Below are 14949 nucleotides of genomic sequence, written 5' to 3'. Positions count from 1 at the left end.
GAGTGAATTCCCTACTTTCGACTAAACCAACCTACCGACTAAGTCCCATAGTAATAAGAATAAGTGTCGTTCTTTATTTTTTTCTGGTTAAGAACGACGCCAAGAATCTTCCCATTAGCAGCTACTAACAGGTCTTTTGCTTTCGTTGCCTGCTCAATCTCTGATTTCCCGCTGTACAGGATTAGGAGAACACCGTCACAAAGGTTGGCCAGGATTTGGGCATCTGTCACAGCGAGTGTTGGCGGTGTATCAAAAATAATCACATCAAACTGCTTTTTTGCTTCCTCCAGCATTTCCTTCATTGATTTTGAACCCAAAAGTTCAGCGGGATTTGGAGGGATTGGCCCGCTTGTTAAAACGGATAGAAAAGGGATGTCAGTTGAGCGTATTGCCTGGTCCAGCGATTTGCTTTTTGCAAGTACGCTTGTAAGTCCATACTGATTCACTAAATCAAACGTATAGTGAACCGTCGGCTTGCGGAGATCCGCATCGACCAGAAGCACCTTTTTTTCCTGTTGGGCCATGACAACCGCCAAATTAGCCGCCGTCGTCGATTTTCCTTCCCCCGGCCCGGCGGAAGTCACCATCATTGCCTGTATATCTTCGTCTACCGAGGAAAACTGGATATTCGTCCTGATTGTCCGATATTGCTCGGAAACGACCGATTTCGGATCAAGTGAAGCAACAAGCTTCCTTCGATTAGATAGGCTTGCCTTCTTTTTTTTCTTAAGAACCAACTGTTTCACCCCTCGTCTCCAACGTTTTCACTGAGTTGGGCGCTTTCTTTGTCCGAAATTTCACATCTTCAATCACAGGAATGATGCCAAGGACTGGCAGGCCAAGGACTCTTTCAACATCTTTTTCCGTCTTGATTGTGTTATCAAAATACTCGAGGAGAAACGCCAAACCCACACCCGCCATCAAGCCGACAACAAGGGCAGCCACCATATTTAAAAGTGGCTTTGGTTGAACGGGCGCCTGCCCTTCCGTCACTTCCGCCTTTGCCAAAATGCTGACATTGTCGACATTCATAATTGCAGCAATTTCCTGTTGGAAAACCGCGGCGATCGTATTCGCAATTTTGGCCGCCATTTCCGGATTCTCATCCTGCACCGAAATTGTTACAACTTGCGAGTCTTTTTCGCTCGCCACGCGGATTTTTTCATTTAACTGCTGAAAGGTTTGTTCCAAATCCAGCTGCTTTATAACCAGATCCAGGATAGCCGGGCTTTTAATAATGACATTATATGTATTGATGAGCTGTAGATTGGTTTGCACATCCGCTGTACTGTAAACTGCCTTCTGATCCTTTGCCTGGTTTACAAGGATTTGCGTAGATGACTGATACACTGGGGTTAAAAATGAATAACTAACAACCCCCGTTATCACTACTGCCAGAATGGCGAGCGATAAAATGAGGATGAGATGTTTCTTTAACGTTTGCAGCAATTGTTTCAAGCTAATCGTTTCTTCCATAATTCCTCCACTTGTTCCGACATTTAAAAAATGAAAAATTTGCTGATATGTGACGAATTTTGCCTACCTCTTAATTGAATCCTAGTTTTTTATTCGTTAAAAGTGAATAAGGGATTATTTCATACCAAAGGGAAATTCTCGAAGTTTCAGTTTCGGGGATAAAGTAGGGGTAAACATTAAAATTATGTTACGTTCTTTACATGCCTAGGTAAAACAACCTGTTTTTTAAAACTTATGGAAGAAACGCATGAAAAAATAACTACGTAAAAGAAAAGAAAAGGAAAATTTCCGATAAGTTTAGTATGGGGGTCAAAAACAAAAATAGGCCTTTCTCATACAGTTTTTTTGAATAAAAATTCAAATGTAAAAAAGATATTAAATATTCTAGGTAAAACTACCCTCCTGGCAGCCCTACCTTAAGTCCTACTTGCGATTTTTTTTAACATTTCATTTAGGTACTCAGCAAGCTTGACAAATATAAAAACAGAGCAAAATTCCCCTATTATCCCAGTTATTATTTTCCAAAGGACTTAACTCTTCACCATAAGGAGGAGGGTTAATTCCTCTTTTTGCCCGCAGGAGGGGCTCTCCACAGCTGTTCGGGCGTTACACCTTCCTTAATTGCCCGAAGGAGGGGCTAGCCAACACTATTCGGGCGTTTAGAACGCCATACCGATTTCCATGGCGAAAGCTAGCCTTTAGTACTCGAAAGAATGCCGGGAGGTTCCAGTTCTGCCATCCAGCTAGCAACCCTGTTTTATGCTACTTTTTTGAGAGGGCAGTACTCTTACTTTTTGTGGGGCTTTTCTTCTTGTATTTTTCGGATATTCGCGGATGGTCCTGTATCAGCTCATTCGTTAAAACCACTATTTGCGGTAAAAAACGCGTTACACACAAAAAACGCATTGAATCCAACAATCAATTCAATGCGTTTTCCTGGATATTTATTATGTGAATCCCTTACACATCTTACTTCGTAAAAATCGCGTTCGACAGGAGCCTGAACAGGTAATCCGTATGGTCGCGGAATCCGGCTTCAAGCCCGATCAACGTTACATCCTTCGTATCTTCTTTTACAATCACCGGCTGGGATGCCACGTTCGGGCGCCCTCTCCAATGGCCGGCAAGGAAATAGTCCTGGCTGTTGTCAAACGTTGCGGCAACCGTGTCATTGCCAACGACCGTGTACCATGCCGGGCGGTAGACGAAGCCGATGTCGTCCTGCCCGTATCCAGCCGCAAGCCCCGTTCCGCTGTAATCAACCTTCACGATGCCATTGCTATTGCTGCCGCCCGAGTTGATGGTGTTATCCGTCAATCCCAGCGTTTTCGTTGCCCGTGAAGCACCGGCGCCGACAGCGATGTATTTGCCACCATTCGCAAGGAAGTTATTCAAGTTCGACTTAAATGCATCAAGCTGGCCAGCGTTCTGGAAGCCAAACTCCTTATTCGCCGCGCTTAGATTCGTCGAAATGAGGCTTTCCGTCCCGCTATACACGAATACATCAACTCCGCCAAGCCCCTTCACAGCAACATCAACAGGCGTTACCTCACTTACATTAAATCCAAGGCGCTTAAGCGCAAGCTTTGTTCCTGAATGCGATTGGACCTTCCCCATACCGCCATCCTTCAAAATCGCGACCTTTACGTTTTTAACAGCCTCGGCGCCAGCCGGTACTTTGGCAGTGCCAATTTGCAGTCCGCTCTCCTTCACCGCGGCGAAAATTTCATTCGCCGCCGCTTCGGCGTAGAAGTTGCCTGAAGCATCTCGCTTTACAGCAACACCTTTTGCCAGCAGGTCATTCACCAGCTTCACCGCCTTAACGGAGCTGTTCGGAATGAGGAATGGCCCTTTGCCATACACAGATCCCTGGCCGCTGACACTGTTCACCTTGGATGCAACAACATCAAGCTTTTCATGAACCTGGTCCGCTTCAAAGCCCCACAGCTCTGGAAGGCTCCATGCCGAGATGTCATACATCGCCGCGGTATCATTCGAGATGTCTTCCCCATCCCAAAGCATCGTGTTGGCGAGGCCGGCCTTCGCCTGGTCCATTTTCACGATATACGTCCCTTTTGCATACGGCTTGCCGCCCGCGGTAAACGGCTTAGCCGCCTGCACGACCTCTATGTCATTGTTGATCAAATGGTTGACTGCTTTCTCCACGACAGTCGGATCTTTTTCATCCACCGGTAAAATATAAGCCTCAGGGAAATGCCCTTCCTTATGGGTCGGATGCTCGAAATTGATGCCGCGCTTGAAAATCTCAATTTGGTCCTTAATCATCGTTTCCTTATTCTTAGTCGCGAACTTCAAAGCCCCCATGATTGCGTCGTACATCCAGCGCACCCCGTCTTCATTGTTCGTCGGGGCTTCAAGCGTATGCCCGTAAGCGCCATGGTACATCGCGTACATCGGCGTGAAAATCGGCGGATAATCATCCCAACCGTCCGCATCATTCCGTTGCGGGATATACGTACCCTTCATATCCTTATATAGCTGTCCTTCATAGGCGGACTTGTTGCCCATGATTTCAGCTTCCATTGCTTCCGCCTGCCCAAAAGCCCACTTATTGTACAAATCATACTCATAGTTCGGGTTATGTGGAGGCGTACACGGCTCAATCAGCCCCTGCAAGTTAGGACCGTAATTTTTCACATAGCCATGCGTATCCAGGAACACCATCGGATTCCACTCTTTCAAAAGCGCCACCGTTTCCCGTGTTTCCGGCTGGGACTGGGTGATGAAATCCCGGTTCAAGTCGATCCCTTCGCCGTTGAAACGCGTCGCATCGACACGCCCATCCGGGTTCTGGACAACGTTGAAGATAAGAATATTATTATTCAAAATTTCCTTCGTTGTTTCATCGTTCCCAGTCGCAAACCGCTCAATCAGCTGCATGACGGCATCACTTCCGATAAACTCGGTCCCATGAATGGAACCATTAATCATCACTGGCACCTTGAAATCAGGATTCGCCGCAATAAAATCCTGCGCCTTCTGAGGATTTTTGAACATCTGCTTCCTCAGCGCCTGGAACTTCCCGAACTTCCCCTGTGCTTCCGGATCGGCAATCGTCACCACGTAAAGCGGATACCCCTTCGACGAAGTCCCCTTCACCTCAACCTTCACCCGGTTCGACTGCTTGCTGATTTCCTCAAGCTTTTTGCCAATCTGTGAAAACTTCATAAACTCATAGTTTTCACTATTGAACAGGCTCCCATCCTGCTCCTCGTTCACATTCACATTCACCCACTTCACCGGGCTCGCCATCGCCGCCGGCCAAGGCAGCGCCGCAAGCATCCCCACTGCCAAAAATCCCGAAACCAACCTTTTCTTCTTCACTCAATATCCCTCCCCAATATGTATATAGGAATAAGCATTTCGTATAAATATACGAACATTTCCATTCTAATTGTGGGGGTCGCCTCAGCGCAATAGGATGAAATAACTAAATTATTTTCCCTCTTTCTAAGTACAATCCAACCCCTTTTTTTATAAAAAAAACCGCCCACACAAACAGCGGGCAGTGGCAAAACAATACAAAATATGCACAAAATATTCACTTTGAAACGACAAAAACTCCGCCGCAATGCGACTTCGGAAAAAATTCGCACTTACAAAAGCCATTTAACTCTCTGGAGATTTTATCACTGACAAAATAATACTCATCTTCATCCCAATACTCCCGGCTTTTCTCCCTGCACGCTTCGAGCTGATCCTCTGTGCCAAACGCGATATCGCCAATCAGTGTTTTCCCATCACCAGCAACGCACGTGAGCAATTCCTTTATAAAGAGAATTTTCTCATCATCAGCCAAGTGGTGCAGCGTATACGTGCTTATGATAAAGTCATACGTCTTTTCTTTTACAAAATCGGGAAGTCCCTTTGAAATATCCCATTCGACCAAATTCGCGGCGGGCATCTTTTCCTGGGCGATTTCAATCATCTTTTTTGAAAAATCCACCCCGTCAATCCTGTGGCCATTTTCATAGAGCTTGGCCGTCAGCACCCCGGTTCCGAATCCGATATCCAGCACTTTTGCTTCCTTCTTTTGCATCACTTCATTGAAAATCGTCCCCAATACGGCCTTGTAGCCGGCAAAAGGATATGAATCGCTTTCCTCGCTTAGCTTGACGGACTGGTCGTAGCCATCAGCCCATAAATCAAACCCCTGGTTATTTAGCATGAATTCTCCTCCTGAAAATCATTAGCAACCGCCGTTTTAAGCCCCTCCATTATAATACCGGTTGTGGTTCCAACATTATTCAGCCCCAATATATATCGGCTACCCTATCCGAGCTGGCATAATTTTACAATTATCCGTCCGAAACGCCACTAGATTTTTCTATAAAAAAACTTAATTTCCAGGCAAATACTATGAATAAAGAACAGATGTTCGTGTATAATAAGAATAGAAAGAAGGTGTTGAGATGAATGGAATGCTACACCGTTCAATGGAAGAAAACATGCCTCTTGAAGTGATTTATTTGTCCAGGAAAAATGAAATTTCCCAGCGCAAAATGATTATCCGCAGCGTAAAGGGAAACGATGTCTATGCGTTTTGCCTGCTCCGGAACAAAATGCGCACGTTCAAGCTAGAAAACATCCTCTCGGCAAGGCCAGACAAGCCAAAGCGTGTAAGTTAATATATATGGAAAAAGAACCGTTTTGCATGAATGGTTCTTTTCTTTTTAAAGCGTTTGGGACAGGCGGATCATATCCATGCAGCGGATACCGTTTTCAAAAATTTCTTCCTTGTAATTTTCAACAAAATGATCCCTGACAACTCGCTCGATGCGGAAGCCACATTTTTGATAAAGCGCCAGCTGCCCAATGCTCGAATTTCCAGTCCCGACTTCAATACTTTTAAAACCCAGCGATTTTGCCGTACGAATGGCATCGAGGACGAGCGCCTTCCCAATTCCCCTGCTATGCAAATGTTCGGCGACAGCAATGTTTTTCAACTCGACAGTCCCTGCTCCTGCCTTCAGAAGTACATACGCACCAATCGTTTCACCTTCCGCTTCCGCGACAAAGCAATTCCCTTTGCTAACATACTCTTTTACAAGCTCCTCCGACGGGTCCGCCAACAGCAATAATTCCATCGGCGGCCGCTCCCTGCGTTCCAACTTTCTGATTCTCATTTTCTTGCACTTCCCCCGCAACATTTTTTACCATCTATTGTACATGAATAATCAATTTTTTCACCTTATCGATTAATCGCTTCTTTTTGGGGAAAATGATGAGTAGGATGATTGAACTGGATGGGAGCTGATTAGATGGCGGAAATTAAACACGGCAACAATGAATTTTATATTGAGGAAAATGGCAAAGTAATCGGCCGGATTCAATATGTCCCAAGCGGCACCGGCAAGGATGGCAAAGAAATCATCACCGTCACCCACACACTCGTCGATGAGGACCAGAATGGCCGCGGGCTTGGCAAAAAGCTAGTTTACCGGATCGGGGATTATGCGAAGGAGGAGCAGAAGCTGATTATACCCGCATGTTCCTTTGCGAAAAGAGTTCTTGAAAGGAAAGAGGAGTACCGGGAAGTTCTTGCCGAATAGGAAGGTGGCTGAATCACTCAGCCACCTTTTTTGGGGGGATAGCTAGCTCATTGATAGCACTTTGCTATCGATTCCCGGAGATTTTCCTTGTTTATCCGGAAGTTTTTCTGGTTTATCCGGAAGTTCGGTTTGCCTACTATATCCGTATATCCACAAACTCATCCAATCTCCCCTACTTCGCCCGTCCCTTTAATTTCTCAACCTCTTCATCTATCTTCTTTATGTCTATCCTTTCAAATAGGGGTTCCACCCTTTCTATCCCCCCGGAAAAATTCAAAACGGGTTCCCAGGTAGCCTCCTCAATCCCCAGCATCGCATTCAGCTTCCCGCTTGAATAAGGTAGGAATGGCGCTAGGAGCCTCGCCAGATTCGCAACCACAACTACACAATTAAACAGCGTCCTGTGGCACCCAGCCTGGTCTTCCACTACCTGCTTCCAAGGCTTTTGGTCATCGAAGTATTTATTCGCAAGCCTTACAAGCGCGAAGATTTCCTCCAGCGGCTTCTTAAAATGGCCTCCTTCAATATGCCGCCCCACTGACTGGTAAATAAGATTAATCTCCTTCTCTATCCGAGAGTCCAGCTTTGCCTCAGGCACCTCTCCGCCATAATATTTTTCAATAAACTTCAGTGTCCGGTTCACAAGATTTCCATATCCGCCAAGCAGCTCGGAATTGTGGCTGTAGATGAACTCCCGCCACGAGAAATCCGTATCCCGGCTTTCCGGAGCGTTAATGGTGAGAAAATAACGGATCGAATCCGGATCGTAGTCCTTCGAAATATCCGGAAGCCATACGGCCCAGTTTCGGCCAGTCGAAATCTTTCTTTTTTCAAGAGTGAGGTACTCATTCGAAACAATATGGGTCGGCAAGGACGGAGTTCCCGCACCCATGAGGATTGCGGGCCAGATAATACTGTGGAACGGAATGTTGTCCTTCCCGTGCACATAGTACGCCTTCGTCCCTTCGTTCCAAAACTCCGAATCGTCGGCACCCGTTTGCTCCGCCCACAGTTTCCCCGCTGAGTAATAGCCGGACACAGCTTCAATCCAAACATAAATCTTCTTCGCCTCGTAACCCTTCACAGGAATGCTGATGCCCCTGTCCATATCCCTTGATACCGCCCTATCCTGTAGTCCCTCTTTCAAATACCGCTCACTTAACTGAATGGCATTTTCCCGCCAGGCCGACGAATTTTTCGCCTCAGCCACATATTTGCCGATTCGCTTCTGGAAATCCGACAGGGAAAAATAAAAGTGTTCGGTGCTCCTGACAGACGGCGGGCTGCCGCACAGTTTGCATTTCCGATCCAGCAAATCGAGCGGATCAAGTATTGCTGAGCAATGGTCGCACTGGTCGCCGCGGGAATGCTGCCCGCAGTGAGGGCAATTTCCCTCAACATATCGGTCGGGAAGAAACTGTGCACACGTTTCGCAGTACGTTTGCTCGATTTCTTTTTTATAAATATGGCCTTTCTCCAAAAGCTTCAGAAAAATTTGCTGGACGGTTTCGTGGTGGTGCCGTGAGTCCGTCCGCGTGTAGCAATCGTATGAAAAGCCAAGTTTCTTAAACGTTTCCTCAAACTCTTTGTGATAGCGGTCAGCCACCACGTCGGGAGTTATCCCTTCCTGTTTCGCCCTTATCGTAATTGGCGTCCCGTTGCAGTCACTCCCTGAAACATAGAGCACCTTTTCCCCTTTCTGCCGGTAATAACGAGCCAGAATATCGCCTGGGAGCAGGCTCGCGATGTGCCCAAGATGCAGCGAACCGTTCGCATACGGCCACGCCCCACCAATAAAAACTGCCATTCCAATCTCCTCCTTATTTTAAAAACAAAAAAGCCCCGCCCTCATCTAAAAAATAGATAAGGACGAGGCTACAGTCTCGTGGTTCCACCTTAATTCACCGGCTGCTCGCACAGCCAGTCTCTGCAAGTACGGAGCAGCCAGACTGCTCTTATACCGTGGCTTTGATAACGAGGGCCCGCACTCGCCGCAGCCTACTTGCGCAATTTCCACGCTTTCGGTACGGGGCTCCGAGGCCATTGTTCAAATGGGTATTTTTGCTTCTTTTCAGCACCCGAAGCTCTCTGTGAAAAATCACATCATTCTACTTTTCCTCTTCAACGCCTGTATTCAGTTAGGTTGGATTTATTATAATTCGGCTGGCAATTTTATGCAATAACTATAGAGTTGATTTTCTATACTTTATCATTCCGTTTTTAATTTTCACATACCGCTTCCATTTCTCTATGCTTTATTGATAGAGCACTTCTCCTCCCTCTTGATGACTGGGCCGCGCCCGGATAAGCCGGTCTTCATTCTTCCCTTTTAAAAGTCTCCTTCCCGCAGTCGGCTTCCGGCAATTTTGTAAAATCAACCTCTTTCTTCTTTTCATTTACAAGAAAAGAGACTATTGTCTCGTTAGTAAAGCATTCAAAGCCTCTGCTATCATTATGCTAGCAGTCTACTATCGATTCCCGGAGATTTTCCTTGTTTATCCGGAAATTTTCCCCTTTTATCCGGAAATTATTCACCGATGCGTCCCCTTGCTCCGCAGATTCCCTAACCTTTCACAATTTTGACAATTACTTCATTTAACAACCTCTCCGTTTCTCTTCCGAAAAGCTTTTCCGCCCCTGTTATGATAAACTCTTTTTGAATATCTTATGAGCCGGAGGAACTGCAATGGAATACCCGCGTGGAACTATCCAGGAAGTACAATTTGAAAGCGTTGCCTTGGGTGAGGCAGTCGAATTATTGGTCCACCTGCCCGCAACTTTCTCGCCTCTTTATAAATATTCCATCATGGTCGCCCAGGATGGACACGATTACTTTAGGCTAGGCCGGATCGGAACGCTTGCCGATGAACTTTTAGAAAAAAAGGAAATTGAAAATGTGATTATTGTTGGTATCCCATATAAGGACACGGACGACCGACGGAGCAAGTATCATCCTGATGGAGAAAAGCATGAAGCGTACATCCGTTTCCTCGCCCACGAACTCGTTCCGTGGCTTGACAGGGAATACCCGACATACCAGATGGGGTCGACCCGCGCGCTTGCCGGAGATTCGCTGGCCGCGACTGTTTCGCTGCATGCGGCGCTTACGTATCCGCATACTTTCGGGAAAGTGCTGGCACAGTCCCCTTTTGTCAATGATGCCATTCTGGACGCCGTAAAAAAATACAATGCGAATCCACCACTTCATGTGTACCATTCAGTTGGGAACAAAGAGGATGCGGCTGAGCTCACAAATGGGAAAATCGTGGATTTCCTCTCGCCAAACAGGGAACTGAGCTCCCTATTTGCAAAAATGCCGATCAGCTATCAGTACCGGGAATTTGAAGGCGGACATGCCTGGACCCATTGGCAGCCCGATCTGCGCGGCGCACTGAAAGCATTATTTTAGAACCTCCATCAGGGCTAGGTAAGCCCGTTGGTATTAAATTCCTTTTACCAATAAAGCTTTTTCCTTATTTTAAAATTTAAAACAGTACTTATATCCCTTAATTCGACAGACTTTTTATCTATTTTTTCTATTTTCCTTGACAACAATATATTTTAGAAAACAAATTTGCTATAATATTCAGAAGGATAAAAACCATAAGCTGTATAATCACATACAGCAAATTTGGAATCTTGGAGGTAGGTCGTATGAGATTCGGAGTTGCGCTTTTCCCATCAAAACAGCTTCAGGACTGGGTGAATTCTTACCGAAAACGGTATGATCCACATTATGCCCTGATCGCCCCGCACCTTACGCTTGTCAACGCGTTTGACACATCTGAAGAAGAAGCTGAGACAATTGCAAAAAAGCTGCGTGATGCAGCAGAAAAACACGAACCTTTCAAATTAAGGACATCCAAGATTAGCTCCTTTCATCCTGTAAACAATGTGATCTACCTGAAGGTCGAACCAAATGAGGAGATTACAGCCCTTCATAAAGAGTTGAATGACATCATAAACACCCCTGGCCAAGATTACAAATTCGTCCCTCATATTACGATTGGCCAGAAGCTGTCCAACGACGAACATTTCGACGTATACGGGACACTCAAGATGCAAGGAATCGAACATGAAGAAGAAATCGACCGCTTCCACTTCCTCTATCAGCTGGAAAATGGCCAGTGGACGGTTTATGAAACATTCCGACTTGGGAAGGAAGCCGAGTAATTTATGGATGTCGTTTTAGCCACAACCGAGAGAGAAATACAAGACGCCTTTTCTGTCAGAAGAACGGTATTTGTTGACGAGCAGCAAGTGCCGGAGGAAGAAGAAATTGACCAATACGAGGATGATTGCGCCCATTTTGTCCTTTATAATGGGACGGAGGCGCAGGGCGCGGGCCGATACCGCTTTGTCGATGGATACGGGAAGGTGGAACGTATCTGCGTCCTGAGAGAAAGCCGTGGCACCGGCGCCGGCAAGGCAATCATGAACAAAATCGAGGAATACGCGAAGGAGCAGGGAGCAAAAAAGCTGAAACTGAATGCCCAGGTCCACGCGATTCCCTTCTATGCAGGACTTGGTTACGAAGTTGTTTCGGATGAATTCCTGGATGCGGGAATCCCGCACAAGACAATGGTGAAATCCATATAAGCAGAAAAGCTCTTGCCGGAATAATTGGCAAGAGCTTTTTTATAAGTATGAGTCACCTGTAATCTCTTCCGCTCCGAAATCCTGGTTTACCGCCGAAAACTTAAGGCCGGCCGAGACGGATGCAGCGATGAACAGAAATCCCAACAGGGAGCCCAATCTGTAATATTCAAGCAAAATACTGGCGATTGCCGTGCCCATCAGCATGACCAGGCTGTATACGACGGTATTTTTCATTGCCGCGCCTCGTTTCATCATAATCTGCATCGACTCTCCTTTACCCGATACTCGAACTCTTTAAACCATCAACCGAAAGCTGTTTATAAAAAAACGTGACAATCGAAACTTCCGGGGACACTGAATGTCTGTTATCATAGAGTTCGTGTTATCACTGTTAGATATGGGGATAGTAAAATGAAATCAGCAATTTTTCAAAACGGAACAATCCATTTACATACATTGAGCCGCGAGCGGTTTCAAAAGATTTATTTGGCAGGCCGGAATGGGGAACTGTCATGCCCCGCCTGCCTTGAGCCAGTCCGCCTTTATTTGGGGATTGACCAGGAACCTCATTTTTTCCATCTTTATGATTCTAATAAAAAGTGCCCCGATGCGGCAGATACAATCCGGGAAACACGTGAAATCGGAGGCTTCCGCGTCCCTACAGCCAAACCGGTCGGTGAATCCTTCCAGGCGGCCCAGGAGCTTGCGATTCAGGGAGGGGCAGCCACCGCTGTGCTACCTGTACCGGAAGACCCGCACGATTATTTGAAACTGCTGGAGGCGGAAGGGTTTACGCTCGACGGCAACCAGGCAGCGGCCGTGACAGAAACAGAAGGTCCAATCCTTGTCCTTGCCGGTGCCGGAAGCGGCAAAACGCGCGTGCTCACGGCAAGGACGGCTTACATGATTGATGTGCGCGGCATTGCCCCATCTGAAATTATGCTTGTCACGTTTACAACTAAGGCCGCCCAGGAAATGAAGTCCCGTCTTCTCCGCTATCCGAATATGAAAAGCCAGCTTCTTTCAAAGCTTGTGTCCGGGACGTTCCACAGCATTTTCTACCGGATTCTGATGCATGCGGACCACGACAAATGGAATGGGGACAAGCTGTTGAAAAAAGAGTGGCAGCGCGAACGGATCATCAAGGATGCGGCCAGGGAGCTCGGTTTGTCCGAAAAGGAGTTTCCATTTGACCTTTCCCTCCAGCAGATCGGTTTTTGGAAAAATTCACTCCTGTCTCCCCCGGATGTCAGGCCGGACTCCGAATGGGAGGAAACCGCGCTCCTCCTCTATGAGCGTTATGAAGCATATAAACAACGGCAGGGCCTGTTTGACTTTGACGATATGCTGACCGGCTGCCACGATCTGTTCCGTTCTTCTCCGGACACTCTTGAAATGTACCAGGACCGGTTCCGTTATTTCCTTATCGACGAATTCCAGGATATTAACAAGGTCCAGTATGAATTGATCAAAATGCTGTCGGCAAAAACAAAAAATGTCTGCGCCGTCGGAGATGACGACCAGACGATTTATTCATTCCGCGGCAGTTCGCCGGAGTTCCTGCTGAATTTTGAGCATGATTTTCCAAATGCCCAGCTTGTTTTGTTAAGCCAGAATTACCGGTCCACAACAGAAATTGTCGCTGCCGCGAACCGGATTATTTCATTTAACAAAAAAAGGCGCAGGAAGGAAATGGCCGCGCAATCGATAGCAGGCATTCCCCCGGTTGTGTTTTTTCCGTATGACGAAGAGGAAGAGGCGACAATGGTCGTGACCGACATCCAGGAAAAGATCGCGGCTGGCGCCGATCCAGGAGACTTCGCCATCCTTTACCGGACCCATGCCGGCTCAAGGGCGGTTTTCGAACGGCTTGCCTCGTCGAATCTCCCCTTTAGAATCGAACAGGATGCCGAATCATTTTACGAGCGCCGGACGGTGAAAACGGTCCTAGGATTCCTGAAGCTAGCTGTTGACGAGGATGACATCCAGGCCGTCTCCTCCATCCTTCCGGCATTATTTTTAAAACAGGAAGTCCTTTCGGATATAAAAGCCGCCACAATCCTTGACGACTGCACCGCCCTCGAGGCACTCGGCAAAGTAAAAACCGCCCATGCCTTCCAGCAGAAAAAGCTGAAGTCAGCTGTCGAGGCACTAAAGTCGATGAGGTGCCTGGCACCGTATGCCGCGATAGAGAAAATCGAAAAAGAGCTTGGATTTCTGGATTATTTGAAGAAGCGCGGCAGTGAGGGGAATAAGCTTGAGAAAGGCTCGGATGATGTAAAGGATCTAAAGGTTGCAGCGAAGCCATTCGATTCTATTCCGGCGCTCCTTGAGCATGCTTCGCACATGGCAGCGATGAACAAAGAAATCAAGAATCTCAGCAAGCATTTTACAACCGCCATTACCCTTAGTACAATTCACCGCGCGAAAGGCCTCGAATACAAGACCGTTTATATCCTCGGTGCTGTCGATGGCAGCCTGCCGCATGATTATGCGCTTGAAAGCCTGCGGAGCGGGGACTCGGCCCCACTCGAGGAGGAACGCCGGCTCTTTTATGTCGCGATCACAAGGGCAATGCAACGGCTGTACATTTCCGTCCCGTCAATGCGCCGCAACCGGGCAGCCAATCCGACGAGGTTCCTCACCCCAGTGAGGAAGGATTTAAAGCGTTAATGGTATTTTTCTATAAAAAAACAGGGCACCCCGCCGATTTTGGCAGAGTGCCCTGTCTTATGTTTGCCCGGAGTTTACCGGATTTCGACCTTCCAAATCATATGGTCAAACCCTTCGCCCCAATAATCCTTTAATACGAAATCGGGTTCGCCAAACTTCTTCTTCCAGATTTGCTGGGCGTTCCGGTATCCGCTGTCAAGGCAGCAACCCCCAATCCCCCGACTCTTAAGCACCCCAAATATCGACGCCAACAGCAGATTGCCAATCCCCTGCTTCTGGAATTCAGGATGGACGAAGACAGTCCCGACCTCCAGCAGGCCACTTAACTGGCCATCCGTGCATTCCCGGATGAGGCTGCTGGCTGGACCAAATTCAATGGTGCCGACGATCCTTCCCCCCGTCTCCGCGATTAAAAAGTACCGTTGCCCTCCATCGCTCGATAAGTCTTTTCGAAGGTAAGCTTCTTTTGTTTGGATCTCATCTTTCATATCGTCCACAAGATCTCCAATGCCTTCCCTCATGTATGTATCCGAAATGACTGTCCGAAAAAAACGGTGCAGTTCTTCGGCATCGGCGCTGTTTGGCCGCCTAATGGCAATGTCCATCCCCACTCCCCTCCCTTGAATAT

The 14949-nt window shown here is 47.2% G+C and carries 14 protein-coding genes and 1 other annotated feature; of the genes, 6 read left to right on the top strand and 8 right to left on the bottom strand.

Annotated elements, in window-relative coordinates; all coding sequences use genetic code 11:
• Positions 1–38: 38 nt before the first annotated feature.
• The 4 genes from ADU24_RS05110 to ADU24_RS05095 all read right to left on the bottom strand — a co-directional run bounded on the left by ADU24_RS05110 (position 39) and on the right by ADU24_RS05095 (position 5665).
• Positions 39–737, bottom strand: coding sequence for a CpsD/CapB family tyrosine-protein kinase (locus tag ADU24_RS05110; RefSeq protein ID WP_053365614.1), 699 nt, complete (start codon positions 735–737; stop codon positions 39–41).
• Complete coding sequence (locus ADU24_RS05105; RefSeq protein WP_053365613.1) at positions 727–1476, bottom strand: YveK family protein; 750 nt, start codon at positions 1474–1476, stop codon at positions 727–729. The genes ADU24_RS05110 and ADU24_RS05105 overlap by 11 nt, the downstream gene beginning before the upstream one ends.
• Positions 1477–2445: 969 nt before the next feature.
• Complete coding sequence (locus tag ADU24_RS05100) at positions 2446–4821, bottom strand: M14 family zinc carboxypeptidase (RefSeq protein ID WP_053365612.1); 2376 nt, start codon at positions 4819–4821, stop codon at positions 2446–2448.
• A 217-nt stretch (positions 4822–5038) separates the two neighbouring features.
• Entirely contained in the window at positions 5039–5665 is a 627-nt protein-coding gene (locus tag ADU24_RS05095) for a class I SAM-dependent methyltransferase (RefSeq protein ID WP_053365611.1), read from the bottom strand.
• 244 nt (positions 5666–5909) lie between these two features.
• On the opposite strand from ADU24_RS05095, the gene ADU24_RS05090 reads away from it, so the two are divergent.
• On the top strand, positions 5910–6125 hold the full coding sequence (locus tag ADU24_RS05090) for a hypothetical protein (protein ID WP_053365610.1): 216 nt from the start codon (positions 5910–5912) through the stop codon (positions 6123–6125).
• 45 nt (positions 6126–6170) lie between these two features.
• Here the strand turns inward: ADU24_RS05090 and ADU24_RS05085 are convergent, their stop codons facing one another.
• Positions 6171–6623 (bottom strand): GNAT family N-acetyltransferase, encoded by a 453-nt coding sequence (locus ADU24_RS05085; RefSeq protein ID WP_053365609.1) that lies wholly within the window; start codon positions 6621–6623, stop codon positions 6171–6173.
• A 135-nt stretch (positions 6624–6758) separates the two neighbouring features.
• Between ADU24_RS05085 and ADU24_RS05080 the strand changes: the two genes are divergently transcribed.
• Positions 6759–7049 (top strand): GNAT family N-acetyltransferase, encoded by a 291-nt coding sequence (locus tag ADU24_RS05080; protein WP_053365608.1) that lies wholly within the window; start codon positions 6759–6761, stop codon positions 7047–7049.
• Positions 7050–7221: 172 nt separating this feature from the next.
• Here the strand turns inward: ADU24_RS05080 and metG are convergent, their stop codons facing one another.
• Complete coding sequence (gene metG, locus ADU24_RS05075; protein WP_053365607.1) at positions 7222–8856, bottom strand: methionine--tRNA ligase; 1635 nt, start codon at positions 8854–8856, stop codon at positions 7222–7224.
• Between the two features lie 55 nt (positions 8857–8911).
• Positions 8912–9183: a binding site (T-box leader), on the bottom strand.
• 552 nt (positions 9184–9735) lie between these two features.
• On the opposite strand from metG, the gene ADU24_RS05070 reads away from it, so the two are divergent.
• The 3 genes from ADU24_RS05070 to ADU24_RS05060 all read left to right on the top strand — a co-directional run bounded on the left by ADU24_RS05070 (position 9736) and on the right by ADU24_RS05060 (position 11648).
• Positions 9736–10458, top strand: coding sequence for an alpha/beta hydrolase (locus tag ADU24_RS05070; protein ID WP_053365606.1), 723 nt, complete (start codon positions 9736–9738; stop codon positions 10456–10458).
• A 245-nt stretch (positions 10459–10703) separates the two neighbouring features.
• Positions 10704–11222, top strand: coding sequence for a YjcG family protein (locus ADU24_RS05065; RefSeq protein WP_053365605.1), 519 nt, complete (start codon positions 10704–10706; stop codon positions 11220–11222).
• Positions 11223–11225: 3 nt separating this feature from the next.
• Positions 11226–11648 carry a GNAT family N-acetyltransferase gene (locus ADU24_RS05060; protein ID WP_053365604.1) on the top strand — a complete coding sequence of 141 codons (423 nt, stop codon included), beginning with the start codon at positions 11226–11228 and terminating at the stop codon, positions 11646–11648.
• A 39-nt stretch (positions 11649–11687) separates the two neighbouring features.
• Here the strand turns inward: ADU24_RS05060 and ADU24_RS05055 are convergent, their stop codons facing one another.
• Positions 11688–11912: a hypothetical protein gene (locus ADU24_RS05055; protein WP_053365603.1), complete on the bottom strand. Its 225-nt coding sequence runs from the start codon at positions 11910–11912 to the stop codon at positions 11688–11690.
• 147 nt (positions 11913–12059) lie between these two features.
• On the opposite strand from ADU24_RS05055, the gene ADU24_RS05050 reads away from it, so the two are divergent.
• Entirely contained in the window at positions 12060–14321 is a 2262-nt protein-coding gene (locus tag ADU24_RS05050; RefSeq protein WP_053365602.1) for an ATP-dependent helicase, read from the top strand.
• 74 nt (positions 14322–14395) lie between these two features.
• Here the strand turns inward: ADU24_RS05050 and ADU24_RS05045 are convergent, their stop codons facing one another.
• Complete coding sequence (locus ADU24_RS05045; RefSeq protein WP_053365601.1) at positions 14396–14926, bottom strand: GNAT family N-acetyltransferase; 531 nt, start codon at positions 14924–14926, stop codon at positions 14396–14398.
• Between the last annotated feature and the right edge of the window lie 23 nt (positions 14927–14949).

Origin of the sequence: Bacillus sp. FJAT-27245 (genome assembly GCF_001273955.1) — a bacterium.
In the GTDB taxonomy this organism is placed as follows: Bacteria; Bacillota; Bacilli; order Bacillales; family Cytobacillaceae; genus Bacillus_D.
Note: the sequence above shows the minus strand (reverse complement) of the source record. Positions and strands in the feature narration are given on the sequence as shown.

What these genes read in the sequence shown, in the direction of transcription:
- ADU24_RS05105 (WP_053365613.1), bottom strand. Translation starts at nt 1,476, where the DNA reads ATGGAAGAAACGATTAGCTTGAAACAATTGCTGCAAACGTTAAAGAAA.
- ADU24_RS05095 (WP_053365611.1), bottom strand. Translation starts at nt 5,665, where the DNA reads ATGCTAAATAACCAGGGGTTTGATTTATGGGCTGATGGCTACGACCAG.
- ADU24_RS05090 (WP_053365610.1), top strand. Translation starts at nt 5,910, where the DNA reads ATGAATGGAATGCTACACCGTTCAATGGAAGAAAACATGCCTCTTGAA.
- ADU24_RS05085 (WP_053365609.1), bottom strand. Translation starts at nt 6,623, where the DNA reads ATGAGAATCAGAAAGTTGGAACGCAGGGAGCGGCCGCCGATGGAATTA.
- ADU24_RS05080 (WP_053365608.1), top strand. Translation starts at nt 6,759, where the DNA reads ATGGCGGAAATTAAACACGGCAACAATGAATTTTATATTGAGGAAAAT.
- metG (WP_053365607.1), bottom strand. Translation starts at nt 8,856, where the DNA reads ATGGCAGTTTTTATTGGTGGGGCGTGGCCGTATGCGAACGGTTCGCTG.
- ADU24_RS05070 (WP_053365606.1), top strand. Translation starts at nt 9,736, where the DNA reads ATGGAATACCCGCGTGGAACTATCCAGGAAGTACAATTTGAAAGCGTT.
- ADU24_RS05065 (WP_053365605.1), top strand. Translation starts at nt 10,704, where the DNA reads ATGAGATTCGGAGTTGCGCTTTTCCCATCAAAACAGCTTCAGGACTGG.
- ADU24_RS05060 (WP_053365604.1), top strand. Translation starts at nt 11,226, where the DNA reads ATGGATGTCGTTTTAGCCACAACCGAGAGAGAAATACAAGACGCCTTT.
- ADU24_RS05055 (WP_053365603.1), bottom strand. Translation starts at nt 11,912, where the DNA reads ATGCAGATTATGATGAAACGAGGCGCGGCAATGAAAAATACCGTCGTA.
- ADU24_RS05050 (WP_053365602.1), top strand. Translation starts at nt 12,060, where the DNA reads ATGAAATCAGCAATTTTTCAAAACGGAACAATCCATTTACATACATTG.
- ADU24_RS05045 (WP_053365601.1), bottom strand. Translation starts at nt 14,926, where the DNA reads ATGGACATTGCCATTAGGCGGCCAAACAGCGCCGATGCCGAAGAACTG.